This is a genomic window from Pseudomonas sp. NKUCC02_KPG, assembly GCF_019345465.1.
Lineage (GTDB): Bacteria > Pseudomonadota > Gammaproteobacteria > Pseudomonadales > Pseudomonadaceae > Aquipseudomonas.
Window position 1 is genome coordinate 166,392 of the sequence record NZ_JAHKRC010000004.1, and the last position, 16,880, is coordinate 183,271.

The 16,880-nt window shown below is 57.8% G+C and carries 14 protein-coding genes; 6 read left to right on the forward strand and 8 right to left on the reverse strand.

Going from position 1 to position 16,880, the window contains the following annotated elements:
* The first annotated feature begins 65 nt into the window (after nucleotides 1–65).
* The 4 genes from KO536_RS07070 to KO536_RS07085 all read left to right on the forward strand — a co-directional run bounded on the left by KO536_RS07070 (nucleotide 66) and on the right by KO536_RS07085 (nucleotide 3,617).
* On the forward strand, nucleotides 66–1,397 hold the full coding sequence (locus KO536_RS07070; protein WP_219261547.1) for a TRZ/ATZ family hydrolase: 1,332 nt from the start codon (nucleotides 66–68) through the stop codon (nucleotides 1,395–1,397).
* A gap of 63 nt (nucleotides 1,398–1,460) precedes the next feature.
* On the forward strand, nucleotides 1,461–2,159 hold the full coding sequence (gene ubiG / locus KO536_RS07075) for a bifunctional 2-polyprenyl-6-hydroxyphenol methylase/3-demethylubiquinol 3-O-methyltransferase UbiG (RefSeq protein ID WP_133077099.1): 699 nt from the start codon (nucleotides 1,461–1,463) through the stop codon (nucleotides 2,157–2,159).
* A gap of 3 nt (nucleotides 2,160–2,162) precedes the next feature.
* Nucleotides 2,163–2,834 carry an N-acetylmuramic acid 6-phosphate phosphatase MupP gene (gene mupP / locus KO536_RS07080; RefSeq protein ID WP_219261548.1) on the forward strand — a complete coding sequence of 224 codons (672 nt, stop codon included), beginning with the start codon at nucleotides 2,163–2,165 and terminating at the stop codon, nucleotides 2,832–2,834.
* A gap of 42 nt (nucleotides 2,835–2,876) precedes the next feature.
* Nucleotides 2,877–3,617: a YciK family oxidoreductase gene (locus tag KO536_RS07085; RefSeq protein ID WP_219261549.1), complete on the forward strand. Its 741-nt coding sequence runs from the start codon at nucleotides 2,877–2,879 to the stop codon at nucleotides 3,615–3,617.
* Nucleotides 3,618–3,697: 80 nt separating this feature from the next.
* Here the strand turns inward: KO536_RS07085 and KO536_RS07090 are convergent, their stop codons facing one another.
* The 7 genes from KO536_RS07090 to KO536_RS07120 form a co-directional block, all read right to left on the reverse strand.
* On the reverse strand, nucleotides 3,698–4,483 hold the full coding sequence (locus KO536_RS07090) for an iron-containing redox enzyme family protein (protein WP_219261550.1): 786 nt from the start codon (nucleotides 4,481–4,483) through the stop codon (nucleotides 3,698–3,700).
* Between the two features lie 46 nt (nucleotides 4,484–4,529).
* Nucleotides 4,530–6,989 carry an EAL domain-containing protein gene (locus KO536_RS07095; protein ID WP_219261610.1) on the reverse strand — a complete coding sequence of 820 codons (2,460 nt, stop codon included), beginning with the start codon at nucleotides 6,987–6,989 and terminating at the stop codon, nucleotides 4,530–4,532.
* A 161-nt stretch (nucleotides 6,990–7,150) separates the two neighbouring features.
* Nucleotides 7,151–8,932, reverse strand: coding sequence for an ABC transporter ATP-binding protein (locus tag KO536_RS07100; protein ID WP_219261611.1), 1,782 nt, complete (start codon nucleotides 8,930–8,932; stop codon nucleotides 7,151–7,153).
* Between the two features lie 34 nt (nucleotides 8,933–8,966).
* Nucleotides 8,967–9,602, reverse strand: coding sequence for a DsbA family protein (locus KO536_RS07105; protein WP_133077094.1), 636 nt, complete (start codon nucleotides 9,600–9,602; stop codon nucleotides 8,967–8,969).
* Between the two features lies 1 nt (nucleotide 9,603).
* On the reverse strand, nucleotides 9,604–10,542 hold the full coding sequence (locus tag KO536_RS07110) for a rhodanese-related sulfurtransferase (RefSeq protein ID WP_133077093.1): 939 nt from the start codon (nucleotides 10,540–10,542) through the stop codon (nucleotides 9,604–9,606).
* Between the two features lie 113 nt (nucleotides 10,543–10,655).
* Nucleotides 10,656–10,952 carry a BolA family transcriptional regulator gene (locus KO536_RS07115; protein WP_019826801.1) on the reverse strand — a complete coding sequence of 99 codons (297 nt, stop codon included), beginning with the start codon at nucleotides 10,950–10,952 and terminating at the stop codon, nucleotides 10,656–10,658.
* Nucleotides 10,953–10,963: 11 nt separating this feature from the next.
* Nucleotides 10,964–11,479 (reverse strand): DUF2059 domain-containing protein, encoded by a 516-nt coding sequence (locus KO536_RS07120; RefSeq protein ID WP_095036428.1) that lies wholly within the window; start codon nucleotides 11,477–11,479, stop codon nucleotides 10,964–10,966.
* Between the two features lie 192 nt (nucleotides 11,480–11,671).
* Here KO536_RS07120 and KO536_RS07125 point away from each other — a divergent pair, with 192 nt between their 5' ends.
* Nucleotides 11,672–13,063, forward strand: a complete 1,392-nt coding sequence (locus KO536_RS07125; protein WP_133077092.1) for a class II fumarate hydratase — start codon at nucleotides 11,672–11,674, stop codon at nucleotides 13,061–13,063.
* Between the two features lie 97 nt (nucleotides 13,064–13,160).
* Here the strand turns inward: KO536_RS07125 and pap are convergent, their stop codons facing one another.
* Complete coding sequence (pap, locus tag KO536_RS07130) at nucleotides 13,161–14,666, reverse strand: polyphosphate:AMP phosphotransferase (protein WP_133077091.1); 1,506 nt, start codon at nucleotides 14,664–14,666, stop codon at nucleotides 13,161–13,163.
* Nucleotides 14,667–14,805: 139 nt separating this feature from the next.
* Here pap and mnmC point away from each other — a divergent pair, with 139 nt between their 5' ends.
* Nucleotides 14,806–16,785, forward strand: coding sequence for a bifunctional tRNA (5-methylaminomethyl-2-thiouridine)(34)-methyltransferase MnmD/FAD-dependent 5-carboxymethylaminomethyl-2-thiouridine(34) oxidoreductase MnmC (gene mnmC, locus KO536_RS07135; RefSeq protein WP_219261551.1), 1,980 nt, complete (start codon nucleotides 14,806–14,808; stop codon nucleotides 16,783–16,785).
* Nucleotides 16,786–16,880: the final 95 nt, after the last annotated feature.

Here is a 16,880-nt window from a genome sequence, read left to right on the forward strand (position 1 = left end):
GAGCCCACCCATAAGACGCTCGGGTATACTTCGCCTCCTTTTAAACGCACTGGAAACTGTTTTCGATGCCGACTCCGACCCTGCCCCTGGACTTATTGCTGCTACCCACCTGGCTGGTGCCTGTAGAACCTGCCGGTGTCGTACTTAAGGAGCACGGCGTAGGCATTCGGGACGGACGCATAGTTTTCATAGGTCCCCGCCAGCAGGCCCTTAAGCTCACGGCCACCGAAACCCGCGAGCTGCCTGACATGCTGCTCAGCCCCGGGCTGATCAATGCCCACGGCCACGCCGCGATGACACTGTTCCGCGGCATGGCGGATGACCTGCCACTGATGACCTGGCTGGAACAGCATATCTGGCCCGCAGAGGCCAAATGGGTTGATGAAGACTTCGTGCGCGACGGCACCAACCTTGCGATCGCCGAGCAACTCAAAGGCGGTATCACCTGCTTCAGCGACATGTACTTTTTCCCGAAAGTTGCCAGTGAGTGCGTACACAAGAGCGGGATTCGTGCGCAAATCGCCATTCCGATTCTCGACTTCCCGATCCCCGGCGCCAGCAACACAGACGAGGCCCTGCGCCAGGCCGTCGAGCTGTTCGCTGACCTGAAGTTCCACCCGCGGATCAAAATTGCTTTTGGCCCCCACGCGCCCTACACCGTCGGCGACGAAAACCTGGAAAAAATCCGGGTCATCGCCGATGAACTGGACGCAGCCATTCACATGCACGTACACGAAACCGCCTTTGAAGTGCATCAGGCCGTCGAGCAGCATGCCGAGCGCCCCGTCGCCCGCCTCGCACGCCTGGGCTTGCTGGGCCCGCGCTTCCAGGCCGTACACATGACCCAGATCAGCGATGACGACCTGGCAATGCTGGTAGAAAGCAACTCCAGCGTGATTCATTGCCCGGAGTCCAACCTGAAACTGGCCAGCGGCTTCTGCCCGGTGGAGCGCTTGTGGCAAGCGGGTGTCAATGTGGCGATCGGCACCGACGGCGCCGCCAGCAACAATGACCTCGACCTGCTCGGCGAAACCCGCACTGCAGCCCTGCTGGCCAAAGCCGTCGCAGGCTCGGCCACCGCGCTGGACGCACACCGCGCACTGCGCATGGCAACGCTCAACGGCGCACGCGCCCTGGGCATTGAAAACGACACTGGCTCCATAGAAGTCGGAAAAGCCGCTGACATGGTTGCATTTGACCTCAGCGGACTGGCCCAACAACCGGTCTACGACCCCGTCTCACAGCTGATCTACGCCACAGGCCGAGAGTGTGTGAAACATCTGTGGGTTGCAGGCAAACAGCTACTGGACGACCGGCGCCTGACCCGACTGGACGAGCAACAGCTCAGCGCAACAGCCAGGTCCTGGGGTGAGCGCATAAGCGGCCATACTCATTGATTCAGTACCTTCGGGCCTGGGCCCGGAGCTTTACCAGATTATTAGGCTTTAGAGGATTTACCCATGAGCAACGTTGACCACGCCGAGATCGCTAAATTCGAAGCGCTAGCCCATCGCTGGTGGGACCGTGAAAGCGAGTTCAAGCCGCTGCACGACATCAACCCGCTGCGCGTCAACTGGATTGACGAGCGCGTGCAACTGGCCGGCAAAAAAGTCCTCGACGTCGGTTGCGGCGGCGGCATTCTCAGCGAGTCCATGGCTCAGCGCGGTGCAACCGTGATGGGTATCGACATGGGCGAGGCCCCACTGGCTGTTGCGCAACTGCATCAGCTTGAGTCCGGCGTGAGTGTTGAATACCGCCAGATCACCGCCGAAGACCTGGCCATCGAAATGCCCGAGCAGTTCGATGTGGTCACTTGCCTTGAAATGCTGGAGCACGTACCTGATCCGGCCTCAGTGATTCGCGCCTGCTACCGCATGGTCAAACCCGGCGGCCAAGTGTTTTTCTCGACCATCAACCGCAATCCGAAGTCCTATCTGTTCGCGATCATCGGCGCTGAATACATCATGAAGCTGATCCCCCGCGGGACCCACGACTTCAAGAAGTTCATCCGCCCCTCCGAACTGGGTGCCTGGAGCCGCCAGGCCGGACTGAGCGTCAAGGACATCATCGGCCTGACCTACAACCCGCTGACCAAACACTACAAGCTGGCGGCCGACGTTGACGTCAACTACATGATCCAGACCCTTCGCGAGGAGTAACACATGCGTTTAAGAGCAGTTCTTTTTGACATGGACGGCACCCTGCTCGACACCGCGCCGGACTTTATCGCGATCTGTCAGGCCATGCGGGCTGATCGCGATTTGCCCCCTATCGCAGACAAGCTGATACGCGACGAAATTTCCGGGGGGGCGCGCGCCATGGTGGCGGCCACCTTCGGCATGGACCCGCAGGCGCCAGGCTTCGAAGACTTGCGCCAGGAGTTCCTTGAGCGCTACCAGCGCGATTGCGCAGTGCATACCAAGCTGTTTGATGGCATGGAAGAGTTGCTGGCCGATATCGAAAAAGCGCACCTGGTGTGGGGCGTCGTCACCAACAAGCCCGTACGTTTTGCGCAGCCGATCATGGAGCGACTGGGCCTGGCACAGCGGTCGGCCCTGCTGATCTGCCCGGATCATGTCACCCACAGCAAGCCCGATCCCGAGCCGCTTATCCTGGCCTGCAAAATGCTCGACCTCGACCCGGCCAGCGTGCTGTTTGTGGGTGACGACCTGCGCGACATCGAGTCCGGACGGGACGCCGGAACCAAAACTGCCGCCGTGCGCTTTGGTTATATCCACCCTGACGACAATCCCGACCACTGGGGTGCCGACGTGGTGGTCGACCACCCGGGCGAGTTGCGCAAAGTGCTGGATAACGCGATGTGCAGCTGCTGACAAGCGCCAGCTGACGATCCTAGATTTTTGTTGAGGTTTGATATGTTTGATTATTCCGCCCGCCCCAACCTGCTTCAGGACCGGGTCATTCTGGTCACCGGTGCTGGACGTGGCATCGGTGCTGCGGCTGCCAAGACCTATGCCGCTCACGGCGCAACCGTCCTGCTGCTGGGCAAGACCGAGGCCAACCTGAGCCAGGTTTACGACGAAATCGAAGCCGCGGGTCATCCTGTACCGGTCGTCATCCCGTTCAATCTCGAAACCGCCCAGCCCCATCAATACGATGAGCTGGTCGCCATGATCGAAAACGAGTTCGGCCATCTTGACGGGCTGCTGCACAACGCTTCGATCATTGGCCCGCGCACGCCGCTGGAGCAGTTGTCCGGTGAGAACTTCATGCGCGTGATGCACATCAACGTCAACGCCATGTTCATGCTCACCAGCACCCTGCTGCCACTGCTCAAGCTTTCCCAGGACGCCTCGGTGATCTTCACCTCCAGCAGCGTGGGCCGCAAAGGCCGTGCTTACTGGGGCGCTTATGGTGTATCGAAGTTCGCTACCGAAGGCTTGATGCAAACCCTGGCCGACGAAGTCGAGAGCGTCGCCCCGGTGCGCTCCAACAGCATCAACCCTGGCGCGACCCGCACCAGCATGCGCGCGCTGGCATATCCGGGCGAAAACCCTGAAAACAATCCTGAACCGCACGCGATCATGCCGGTTTATCTCTACCTGATGGGCCCGGACAGTACCGGAATCAACGGTCAGGCTTTCGACGCGCAGTAACAACGCCTCAAACAAAAACCGCAGCCTGCATGTGAATGCAGCCTGCGGTTTTTTTACCCGTGAAATCTGGCACTGGGCATTCAGCTCTCAACCAACTCACGACGTCCACGCACAGCAATCGCATTGTCGAGCTGCAAGCAACTTTGCAAAAACAGGTATATGTAGTCGTAACTCTTGCAAATCGCCTTGCGCAGATCGTCAATCAACTCCTGACCAGGGTTCATGCCTGCCAGCGTACATATGATTTCAAGCGCTTCCCAAGGATGCTCATCATCATACTGGGCATGCATCTTCAGCCATTTCATCGCGCGTTTGCGCCCCTCGAGCGGAAACGACTCTTCGTAGATATTCTTTGAACACACGACGGCCGCCCACTCACCCACCGCACCTTCAATGGCGTAATTGGTCGCTGCCATGGCCACGGCCAGTGAATCCGTTGCACAGGTATGCCAGCACCAATCGTTGAGGGCCTGGAATTCAGCGGGAAGGTCCTGCGCGTTCAGCTCTTCAAGGCTCACGCCATGCGCCCGAGCCCAGTACACCCAGTAATCGGCATGGTTGAGCTCGACCCGAATATTGCGGATCAGCCAGCGACGCGCCATGTCCTCACCGGGATGACGCCCATAACGGGTTTTCCCAAGGTTACGTCCCATATACAACGAGAACTGCTCGACGACCGGCCAGCCGCCAATCAGGTACGTTCGCATGGCCCGTGGACTCAGGGTGTTATCACGCATGCGCTTGTATATTTCGTGCCCGACAGCCCGGCGCTTGCTCTCGCTGCAGTCGCGAATCAACTGCTGCGCCCACTGCGGATAACTGGCCTCTTCCATGAGAGGCCCTGCCCGGTTAAATACAGTAATCACAATCCAAATCCTTTTTGAGAAGAGACTTCAGAAACTGTACAACACCTCAACGTAAAGTTCCCGGCAACTTCAATGTCAAAGATCTGGATCGCACAGGGCGCTTTAATAAACTGTCAAAGGTAAACAACTGCGGACGCTGAACTATATAGCCCTGCGCATAATCAACTCCGATTTCAATCAACGCCTGCTCGATTTTCGTGCTTTCAACAAACTCTGCAATGGTGCGTTTACCCATGACATGGCCAATATGATTAATAACTTCAACCATGGCCCGGTTGATTGGATCATCCAGCATGTCCTTGACGAAACTGCCATCAATTTTCAAAAAGTCGACGGGCAAATGTTTCAAGTATGCAAATGACGACATACCGGCACAAAAGTCGTCCAACGAAAAATGACAACCCAACGCCTTGAGATCATTAATAAATCGGATGGCACTGCCCAAGTTTGCAATGGCGCTGGTTTCGGTTATTTCAAAGCAGATCAGTTTGGGCGACACGCCATAAAAATCAAATTGCTCATGCAAGAACTCCAGGAAATCGTCATCCCCAATGGTCGAACCTGACAAGTTGATGGCACACATTGCCATCGGCTGTCCGTCCGCCTGGGCTGAACATTCGGAAATGACCCTGAATACATTTTCGACTACCCAGCGGTCGATCAGGCTCATCAACCCATAACGTTCGGCGGCGGGAATAAAACTGTCAGGAAAAATCATCCGCCCGCTTTCATCCTGCAACCGCAGCAGAATCTCGATGTGCCCGCCGCCTTCCTGCACCTCCCCCAAGGGCGTGATTTCTTGTGCATAGAGGCTGAAATGGTTTTCTTCCAGCGCCACATGCAAACGCTGCACCCATGCCATTTCACCAAAACGCAACGAAAGCTCGGTGTCATCCACGTGATAGACCTGCACCCGGTTGCGGCCCTTCTCCTTGGCCATATAACAGGCCATGTCCGCAGCGCGCATCAACCCTTCCAGGGTCGCGGGGGGTTGATGGATGTGTACCAGGCCAATGCTGATGGTGCTCATGAACGGTCGCCCCTTCCAGGCAAAATGCAGGTTTTGCACCGACTGGCGCAAACCTCCCGCTATTTTTTCTGCCATATCGACCGGGCAGTTTTCCAGCAGGATACCGAACTCATCCCCTCCCAATCTTGCCAGGGTGTCGCCTTCGCGCAACCCGGCTCGCAGCAACACACATATATGTCGTAACAGCTCATCACCTGCCGCGTGGCCGCAGGTATCATTGACCAGCTTGAACTGGTCAAGATCGAGAAACATCAGTGCATGCCGGCCTTGTTGTCGGCCCAGATTCTTCAGCACCAACTCCAGGCGGTATTCAAACTCACGGCGGTTGGCCAAACCGGTTAGCCCGTCGTGGGTGGCTTGCCAGGACAGGTTGGCGATGTATTGACGCTCCTGGGTCATGTCATGCAGCACCAGCACCGCACCGCTCACCTCCCCCCCGTGGAGGATAGGTGCACCCACCAGCGTAACCGCGACGGTACTGCCATCCATTCGCTGAATCTGCCTGGAATGCTCGCGGCTGTTACCCAGCTGGCCGCTGAGAATACGATCAATCAGCTTGAAGCCGTCGTCCTGATCATTGTCGTCGAGCAACTTGAACAGCGCCGCGAGGGTGACGCCTTGTGCCTGCTCGGACTTCCATTGGGTCAGTTGCTCGGCCGCCGGATTCAGGTAGGCAATGGCACCATTCACGTCGGTCGTTATGACGCCGTCGCCAATGGACTGAAGCGTGATTTGTGCCCGTTCTTTTTCCAGCTGAAGCGCTTCTGCAAATGCCCGACTCTGAGCAAGTACTTTATGAGTCCGCTTGAGCACCAGAAGGATCAGCCCCAGGGCTGTGGCTAAATTGATGGCGACCAGCAACTGCCAGATAAAACGCGACCCCTCACCCAGGGCATCGCTGAAAGCCTTGGCCGCCGGTGCAATACCTTCATTGATGGCAAAGATATTGTCTTCCCAGCGCTTGACGTCCACTTCACTGACCGGGCCGCCAAGCAATGCCTGGTGCATATCTTGAGCCAGCTCATCGAGTTGAATGAGGTAAGCATCTCCCAGGGTCCACTTCTCAATGGCCGTTTTCATATAACTGACGTTACGGAAGTAGCGGTAGAACCAAATGATGCTGGAAGCATCTTGCTCACTGTTACCGCCTTGCAAAATACCTTCTCGGGCAGAGGCTACATCAGGGGGAGATTGATCCATCGCAAGCCGCAGCTTGTGGCCGCCCTGGGGGACACTTATAGCCTGCTGATATTTGCTGAAGTAAAGCGGATTTTGAGTATCGGAATACAAGTGGAGGAAGTAGATGGCATCTTTCTGGCCCTTGGACCACAAACTTTCGCCCCCTACATAACTGCGCACTGCAGAGAGCATATACAGACTCACACACCCCAATAGCGCCTGGAAAAGCACGACGGCAATAAAGGGCCAAACAATGCCCAGCAAGCGTGGTGTCCCATGGGGGCGTTTTGATTTCATGAGTTTCCTTGCTTCATGGCGTCGGATGAAAACCAGAGAGAAAATCTCACTACAAATCAGCCTAGGCCAATTTTCAAAAACCTGAGCAGTGCGTGTTGCCCGAAACCGACAAAAAACCCGAACCTGGGCAGCCCCCTGCCCTTTAAAGACAACCGCTTGTATCAAGTTTGTTGAAGATGCCCGTAGAGCTTGGCGTAAAGCCCTCCCTCTGCAATCAATTGCTGGTGACCGCCTTCTTCAGCAATGCACCCACCATCAAACACCAGCACTCTGTCTGCCTGTTTCACCGCAGACAAACGATGAGCGATGATTAAAGTGGTACGCCCGCTCAAGAATTTTCCCAAAGCGTGATGCAAGTTGTATTCGGTGGCCGCATCCAGGGCGCTGGTCGCCTCATCCAGGATCACGACCTTGGGTTCGGCCAGCACCATCCGTGCAATGGCCAGACGCTGGCGCTGACCACCCGACAATCGCACGCCTGAACGCCCGACAATACTGTCCAACCCTTGGGGGAGCGTGCGAATGGTGCCGTCGAGCTGGGCGATTTCCAGGGCATGCCAGCACGCCTCATCCGTTCGCTCACGGCCCATTGTGAGATTGGCGCGCACGGTATCGTTGAACAACGAGGGATGTTGCAGCACCACCGCGACATGCTCGCGAATGGTCTGCAAACCGATTTCTGGCTGGCTCGCACCTGCAAAGTGGATGCTCCCCGACTGCGGCGTATACAGCCCGAGCAACAGTTGCACCAACGTGCTTTTGCCCCCGCCACTGGTGCCCACGATGGCCACCTTTTCGCCCGGAGCAATGGTCAGGTTCAGATGATCCAGTACCTTTTCATCGCCATAGCTGAAACTCAGGTCGCGCACCTCGATACCCACGGTCTGGCGGCCCAGAAACGGATTAACACCTGCGGGGTATTGCGGCTCGTCGCTGCGTGCCAGTAACTGGTTGATTCTCGTCACGGCACCGTCGGCGGCGTAGAACGCATATTGCAAGTTAAGCAACTGCTCGACGGGCCCGATCATGAACCACAGGTAGCTGAACACGGCGAGCATCTGGCCAATGGACAAATCCGAAAACAGCACCGTGAGCATCGCAGCGGCGCGAAAAATATCGATGCCAAACTGGAACAACAACCCGCTGGCACGATTTGAAGCATCGCTCTTCCATTGCGAAGCCACGGCAAAGTCCCGGACTTCCCGCGCACGCAACCCCAGACGACCGAGGAAAAAGCCCTGGCGGTTACCCGCACGGACCTCTTGAATCGCGTCCAGTGTCTCGGTCAATGCTTGAGTGAAACGCGCCGTACTGTCGTTTTCGAGTTTTTTCAGATGCTTGACCCGCTTGCCCAATTGCACCGTGGCGTAGATCACCAGCGGGTTGAACAGCAAGATCAGCAGAGCCAGTTGCCAGTGCATCCATAGCAAAATCGCCGAAGTTCCCACCAGCGTGAGCATGGCCACCAAAAACCGGCTCAAGGTTTCGCCGACAAACTTGTCGAGGGTTTCGAGATCGGTGACCAGATGGGTGGTCACCGTGCCACTGCCCAGGTTTTCATACTCAGCCAGGGATATTCGCTTCAAACGCTCAATCAGGCGTAAGCGAATGCGAAACACGATGTCCTTGGCCAGGCGTGAAAACAGACGGGCCTGCAGGACGTTAAACAGCAATGCCCCACAGCGCAGCATCAAAGTAATGGCCAGCATGAGGCCAATGTAGCCCGCTGCACTTTGCCAGGCTGTCGGTAGCCAGTGGTTCATGACTTTCAGCGCTGCATCACCGTTGCCCAGCAACACTTCGTCCACCAGCAAGGGCAGTAGCAACGGGATGGGGACGCTGCACAGCGTAGCCAGCACGGCCACGCCGTTGGCAATCCACAGTGCTTTTTTATGGCGCAAGGCCAGGCGACGAATTTCAGCCCAGGTCAGGCGATCCGTCACAGGGGACGAGGGCGAGGACTGCACCGCAGAAGGGTCAAACACGCGTAGCGCGTTCAAGCCAACGGGCAAGCAGGTCAGACAATGGCTCAAGTGGCTGATAGCCATTGGTCAGCAAGGCCAGTTGACCGTTACGCTCGGCGAGCAACGTCGGAAAACCGGCAATTCCCAGGTCTTGTACCCAGGTAAAATCGGCACCCGTGGCCGTATGTTGTTCGGCCGAGTCAAAGGCGGCAGCAAACTCGATACGCGGCACCCCTGCCGTTTCAGCGAGCTCAACCAGCACACTGGCCTGGGTGACATCGCGCCCTTGCACATAAAAGGCCTGCTGAATCAGCTTGACCAGCCGCCAGGCGCAATCGGGCGCAAGACTGCGTGCCGCCACCACAGCCCGGCAGGCAGGTTCGGTGTCATACACAAAACCGTCCGGCAAGGCACCGTCGAAATTGAAGGTTTGCCCGGTAGCTTCTGTGACCGCCTGCCAATGCTCAAGGATGTAGCGTCGCGTGGCGGGCTCAAGCGCCGAGCCACTGCCAGTGCGCAATCCACCCACCACCAGGTGCAACTCGACGCCTGCGGCCTGCGCCTGCTCAACCAGCGCTTCGGCGATGGGCGAAAAGCCCCAGCACCAGGAGCACATAGGGTCCATCACATAGAGCAGGCGCGCTGTCATATCAGGCCTCGGCAGCTTTACGGTAGTTGTGGCCAATCGGGTGCGGCTGGTTACGTTCCTTGGCCAGGTCGATCTGCTTTTGCCGATCAATTGCGCTGCGACGGGTTTTCTCGCTCAGCGTGTCCCAGCAATGGGGGCAACTGATGCCGGGCTGATAGTGCTCGGACTCACGATCCGCGATGCTGATCGGCGTGCGGCAGGCATGGCACTGGTCGTACTCACCGGCACTCAGGTCATGGCGCACGGTGACGCGGTTATCGAATACGAAGCAGTCGCCCTGCCATTTGGTTTCTTCCTGCGGCACTTCTTCGAGGTACTTCAGGATTCCGCCTTTAAGGTGGTAAACCTCGTCAAAACCCTGGCTGAGCATGTAGCTCGACGCTTTTTCACAACGAATGCCACCGGTGCAGAACATCGCGACTTTTTTGTGCTTGGCCGGGTCGAAATTGGCTTTGATGTAGTCAGGAAATTCGCGAAAGCTGGTGGTCTTCGGGTCAATGGCACCTTCAAACGTACCGATCGAGACTTCGTAGTCGTTGCGGGTGTCAATCAGCAACACCTCTGGATCGCTGATCAGCGCATTCCAGTTCTCGGGGTCGACATAGGTTCCGACTTTCTTGTTCGGGTCTACGCCTTCAACGCCAAGGGTAACGATCTCTTTCTTGAGCTTGACCTTGGTCCGATAGAACGGCTGGTCATCGCAGTAGGATTCTTTGTGGTCGATATCGACCATGCGCGGATCGTTCTTGAGCCAGGCCATCAGCCCGTCAATGCCTTCACGAGTTCCGGAAACCGTGCCGTTGATGCCCTCTTCGGCAATCAGCAGGGTGCCCTTGATGCCGTTGGCGACCATGGCATTGAGCAGCGGTTCACGCAGTTCAACGTAATCTTCAAGGGTGACGAATTTGTACAGTGCAGCTACAACAATTGGCGCGGTCATCGTGTTTCTCTCCAGGTGGCTACCCTCGCAAAGGGTGAACCGGATGCAAAAAAAACGCGCCGGCTAAGCGGCGCGCTGCGGATTCTAGCAAAAAGCAGGTGTATTACACCAACTCAGTGCCCACCGCCAGCACAGGTCGGCGATGCCGGGGCCGTGCCGATTTTTGCCCATTCCTCAGGCGTGTACGTGTGCAGGGCCAGCGCATGGAACTCGCCCATCAGGTCACCCAGGGTGGCATAGACCTTCTGGTGACGCTTGACGCTGTTGAGCCCGGCGAACTGCTCGCTGACCACCACCGCCTTGAAGTGGGTCTGCAACCCGCGACTGTGCATGTGGCTTTCATCCAGCACACTCAGGTGCTCAGGTTGCAACGCGCTGAGCGTCGATTCGATACGTTGCTGCATGTCCATTCAGGCTCCGCTTACTTCTTCTTGGCCGGGGCCGCTGCTGGCTCCAGCTCGGCGGTCATGTCGGCCAACAGCTTGTTGACGACCGGCACTGCGCTTTCCAGTTTGGCCTGGGTCATTTGTGCCGATTGCTGGGTCAGCTGCGGCATTTTTTCCAGGACTTTCTTGCCCAGTGGAGACTGGTAGAACGCTACCAGGTCCTTGAGCTCGGATTCGGTGAAGTTGGTGGTGTACAGCTTGACCATGTCCGGCTTGAGTTTATTCCAGCCGATGGCCTGGTCCAGAGCGGTGTTGGCTTTGGCCTGGTAGGTTTCCAGCAGGGCTTTCTTGGAGGCTGGCGCTTTGGTTTGCTCGAAACGCTGAGCGAACATTTGCTGCACTTGCATATACACCGGGGTACCCAGCTTATCGGCATGTGCCAGTTTCAGGAACGTTTCAGCACTGGCAGCGTGGCTAGCTGCATCGGCGAAAACCTGGCCGCTGGCGCAAACCAGAGCAACCGCTGTACAGATGGCGCGAAGACGGGTCATCGAGTTTCCTTTTCTAGCAAGCGAGGTTGAACCCCAAGGGCGGTCATTCTGCGCCTAATAAAGTGTGTCACTCAACCCCGAGTCTGATAGACGTTCTCATCATCTGACCAAAAGCATTAAAAACATCAGATTGAACCCCCGGTGCAAACCAGCGCCTAAGCTGTCTGGTCAGACCTATAGGAGAAAGAGCCGATGAGCCGTATCGAAACCGACAGCCTGGGTGAAGTAAGTGTGGCCGATGAGGCTTATTGGGGCGCTCAGACTCAACGATCGCTGATCAATTTCGCCATCGGCAACGAAAAGATGCCCCTGGCCGTGTTGCACGCCCTGGTGCTGATCAAGAAAGCCGCTGCCCGGGTCAATAACCGCAACGGCGACCTGCCCGCCGACATCGCCCGCCTGATCGAACAGGCCGCCGATGAAGTACTCGACGGTGAGCACGACGACCAGTTCCCGCTGGTCGTCTGGCAAACCGGCAGCGGCACGCAAAGCAACATGAACGCCAACGAAGTGATCGCCGGACGCGCCAACGAGCTGGCCGGCAAAGGCCGGGGCGGCAAATCCCCGGTCCACCCCAATGACCACGTCAACCGTTCACAAAGCTCCAATGACTGCTTCCCGACCGCCATGCATATCGCCACCGCCAAAGCGGTACACGAGCATTTGCTGCCCGCGATCAGCGAGCTGTCAGGCGGACTGGCCGAGTTGTCGGCGCGGCACATGAAACTGGTTAAAACCGGCCGCACCCACATGATGGACGCCACACCCATTACCTTTGGCCAGGAGCTTTCAGCCTATATCGCCCAACTCGATTACGCCGAGCAAGCCATACGCTCAGCCATTCTGGCGGTGTATGAACTGGCGCAAGGGGGCACGGCGGTAGGGACCGGACTCAACGCGCCACACGGCTTTGCCGAAGCGATTGCCGCTGAGATCGCCGCATTGTCCGGGTTGCCATTTATCACGGCGCCAAACAAGTTTGCTGCACTGGCGGGGCACGAACCCCTGACCACCCTCTCCGGCGCACTCAAAACCCTGGCCGTTACCCTGATGAAACTGGCCAATGACTTCCGCTTGCTGGGTTCTGGCCCGCGTGCCGGGTTGGCCGAGATCAAGCTGCCAGCCAATGAGCCGGGCAGCTCGATCATGCCGGGCAAGGTCAACCCGACCCAGTGCGAAGCCCTGTCGATGCTGGCCTGCCAGGTGATGGGCAATGACGTGACCATCGGCTTTGCTGCAAGCCAGGGGCACCTGCAGCTGAACGTCTACAAACCGGTGATCATTCACAACCTGCTGCAGTCGATTCAGTTGCTGGGGGACGGTTGCGTCAACTTCCAAAAACACTGCGTCACCGGCCTTGAAGCCGACGCCGAAAAAATGGCCGAGCATCTGGAGCGCGGCTTGATGCTGGTGACAGCGCTCAACCCGCACATTGGCTACGACAAGTCGGCCGAGATTGCCAAAAAAGCCTACGCCGAAGGACTGACCCTGCGCGAAGCGGCATTGGCGCTGGGCTATCTGACCGATGCCGAGTTCGATCAGTGGGTACGCCCGGAAAACATGCTGGGTGCTGGCAAGCACTGAAACGTCGCCCTGTAGCCGCTGCCGAAGGCTGGGAGGGACTTGCAGGGGCATCAAGAAAACGGGGGGCTTCGCCCCCCTTCGCAGCCTTCGGCAGCGACTACTTCTTGCGCTTCTTGTCGCTCTTCTCGAATGCGGCTTCCAGCGCCTCGTTGATCGTGCGCAACACTTTGACCCGCGCCCAGCGCTTGTCATTGGCTTCAACCAGTGTCCAGGAGGAAATCTCGGTGCTGGTGCGGTCAACCATGTCGCACACTGCCTTGCGATACACATCCCACTTCTCGCGGTTGCGCCAGTCTTCCTCGGTGATTTTGAAGCGCTTGAACGGGATTTCTTCACGCTCATGAAAACGCTCAAGCTGGACATCTTTATCAATCGCCAGCCAGAACTTGACGACAATCACGCCCGCAGCACGCAACTGCTCCTCGAAGTCATTGATCTCACCATAGGCGCGCATCCAGTCAGCCGGGGTGCAAAAGCCTTCGACCCGCTCCACCAGTACCCGCCCATACCATGAGCGATCAAAGATCGTGAACTTGCCGCGCCCCGGAATCTGTCGCCAGAAGCGCCACAAGTAGGGCTGTGCGCGCTCATCTTCAGAAGGCGCAGCAATCGGCACGATATTGTACTGACGCGGGTCAAGCGCCGCCGCCACGCGCTTGATCGATCCGCCCTTGCCTGCCGCATCGTTGCCTTCAAACACCGATACCAGCGCATGACGACGCATCCGCTTGTCGCGCATCAATCCCGACAAGCGTGCCTGCTCGGTGATCAACTGTTCCTGATAATCGTCTTTTTCCAGATGCTGGGTCATATCCAGGCAGTCGAGCAGGCTCAAACCGTCCTGGGTTTCAGTCAACGGCGCGACATGGGTGGCGCGCACTTTTGTTTTGGGTTCATTCAGCGCGGCTTGCAGACCCTCAAGCAGAATCTTGCCCACTGTCAGGCTGCGGTAATACGGATCGACACCCTCAACGATGTTCCAGGGCGCGTAGTCACGGCTGGTTCGACGAATCACACGCTCGCCAAACCGTACGAAGCGATCGTAGGTTTCTGACTGTTGCCAATCCAGTGGACTGATACGCCAGCTATGCAACGGGTCATCCTTGAGTGCCTTGAGACGGGCTTTCATCTGTTTCTTGGACAAATGGAACCAGAACTTGAAAATCACCGCCCCTTCGTTGCACAGCATTTTTTCCAGACGTTCCGCGCCATTGATGGCCTGATCGAGCACGGCATCCTTGAAACGACCATGAACCCGGCCCTGCAGCATCTGGCTGTACCAGTTACCGAAGAACACCCCCATGCGACCTTTGGCCGGTAACTGGCGCCAGTAGCGCCAGGCGGGCGGGTGCGCCAACTCTTCATCGGTTTGCTGATCAAAGGTTCGCACTTCAATCAGCCGCGGATCCATCCACTCACTCAACAGCTTGACCGTCTCGCCTTTGCCGGCGCCTTCAATACCATTGATCAACACGATGACAGCCGAGCGCTTCTGCTGGTGGAGATCGTATTGAGCTTCAAGCAACGCTTCGCGTAAGGCGGGAACTTCCCTGTCGTAGGTTTCTTTATCGATGGCATGACCGATTTCAGCGGATTCGAACATAGAAAGCTCCCTGGCAAGATTTCACAAGCCTAGCGGATTGCGTCTAAACGTGTAGGAACAACACTCACAAAACTGTCATGGATCAGTCGCACCGCTGCTGATCCGCTAGAATGGCCGCCTTAACGTTGCCGAGCCGCACATGACTACTGAAATGCCCAATGCCCAGATTGACTGGGATGACCAAGGTCGCCCCCATTCGCGGGTGTTTGATGACGTGTACTTTTCGGACAAGTCCGGCCTGGAAGAAACCCGTTATGTCTTTATCGAGCAGAACGCACTCGCAGAGCGTTTCGCGGCTTTGCCCGCCAATGCCCAGCTGGTGATTGGCGAGACCGGTTTCGGCACCGGCCTGAATTTTCTGTGCGCCTGGCAGTTGTTTGAACAAACGGCACGGCCCGACGCCCGCCTGCACTTCATCAGTGTCGAGAAGTACCCGCTCACCCGCCAGGACCTGCAGCGGGCCCTCGCCCTGTGGCCCGAACTGACGCCATTCAGCGATCAGTTGCTGGCGGCCTACTTTGCGATTCACCCGGGATTCCAGACCCTGAGCCTGGACAATGGCCGGGTAACCCTCACGTTATTGATCGGTGACGTGCTGGAACAACTGCCGCAACTGGACGCGCAAGTCGACGCCTGGTTTCTCGATGGCTTCGCTCCGGCAAAAAACCCCGAGATGTGGACACCCGAACTGTTCGCGCAACTGGCGCGCCTGGCAGCTCCCGAGTCCACCATCAGTACCTTCACCAGCACCGGCTGGGTGCGCCGGGCGCTGAACGAAGCGGGTTTCAAGATGCGCCGCACGCCTGGGATCGGTCATAAATGGGAAATCCTGCGCGGCACTTTTGTCGGGTTGCCTGACAGCGTGACCGCGACACCCGGCGTCAAACCCTGGTTTGCCCGCCCGCCTCAGGTACAAGGCCCACGCAAAGCGTTGGTCATTGGTGGCGGCCTGTCGGGTTGCGCCAGTGCCAACAGCCTGGCCCGCCGCGGTTGGCAGGTGGTTCTGCTGGAGCGCCATGAGCGGCTGGCCAAGGAAGCATCGGGTAATCCACAGGGCGTGCTGTACCTCAAGCTGTCGGCGCACGGTACAACCCTGTCGCAGTTGATTGTCAGCGGATTCGGCTACACCCGTCGCCTGCTGGAACACCTGCAACGCGGGCGTGACTGGGATGATTGCGGCGTTCTGCAATTGGGCTTCAATGCCAAGGAAGCCCAACGCCAGGCCCAACTGGCCGCGGCATTTCCACCTGAGCTGGTGCATCTGGTGGATCAGCCCCAGGCACAAGCGCTGGCCGGAATAGAACTGGCTCACGGCGGGCTGTTCTATCCCGAGGGAGGCTGGGTTAACCCGCCCGCACTTTGCCATTACCAGACCTTGCACCCCAATGTTCAGGTCTTGACGCACCATGAGGTGTTGCAACTGCACAAGGTCGATGACCAGTGGCAAGCCTGTCAGGACGACACACTACTGGCTCAAGCACCGGTGGTAATTCTTGCCGGTGCTGCAGAGGTCAAGCGTTTCCCGGCCAGCAGCGACTTGCCGCTCAAGCGCATTCGAGGACAAATCACTCAGCTGGTTGAAACCCAGAACAGCGCCGTGCTTAAAACGGTGGTCTGTGCCGAAGGATATGTGGCCCCCGGCCGCCTGGGTGAGCACACGCTGGGTGCCAGTTTCGACTTTCATAACGAAGACCTGACCACCACCCCCGAGGGGCATCAGGGCAACCTCGACCTGCTACAGGAAATATCCCCGGACCTTGCCCATCGACTCGGTGACGGGCAACTCGATCCCCATACCCTGCAGGGTTGGGCTGCCTTTCGTTGCACCAGCCCGGACTATTTGCCGATTGTTGGCCCACTGACGGACCCGGAGCAGTTTGCAAGTGCCTATGCCGTTTTGCGCAAGGATGCCCGCCAGGTGCCAGACACGTCCTGCCCCTGGCTCGCAGGCTTGTATATCAACAGCGGCCACGGTTCCCGAGGGCTGATTACCGCGCCGCTGTCCGGTGAACTACTGGCGGCCTGGATCAACAATGAGCCTCTGCCCCTGCCACGGGTTGTGGCCGAAGCCTGCCTGCCAAACCGTTTCGGTCTGCGAGCGCTGATCAAAGGGTTATAGCCTTAGTGCTGGCCGGTTAACGGCAGATTTCTGCCCCCTTGCGTTAACCGGCAGCCCATTGATGGATGGCATTGCTCAACAGCAATCGTTGAGGA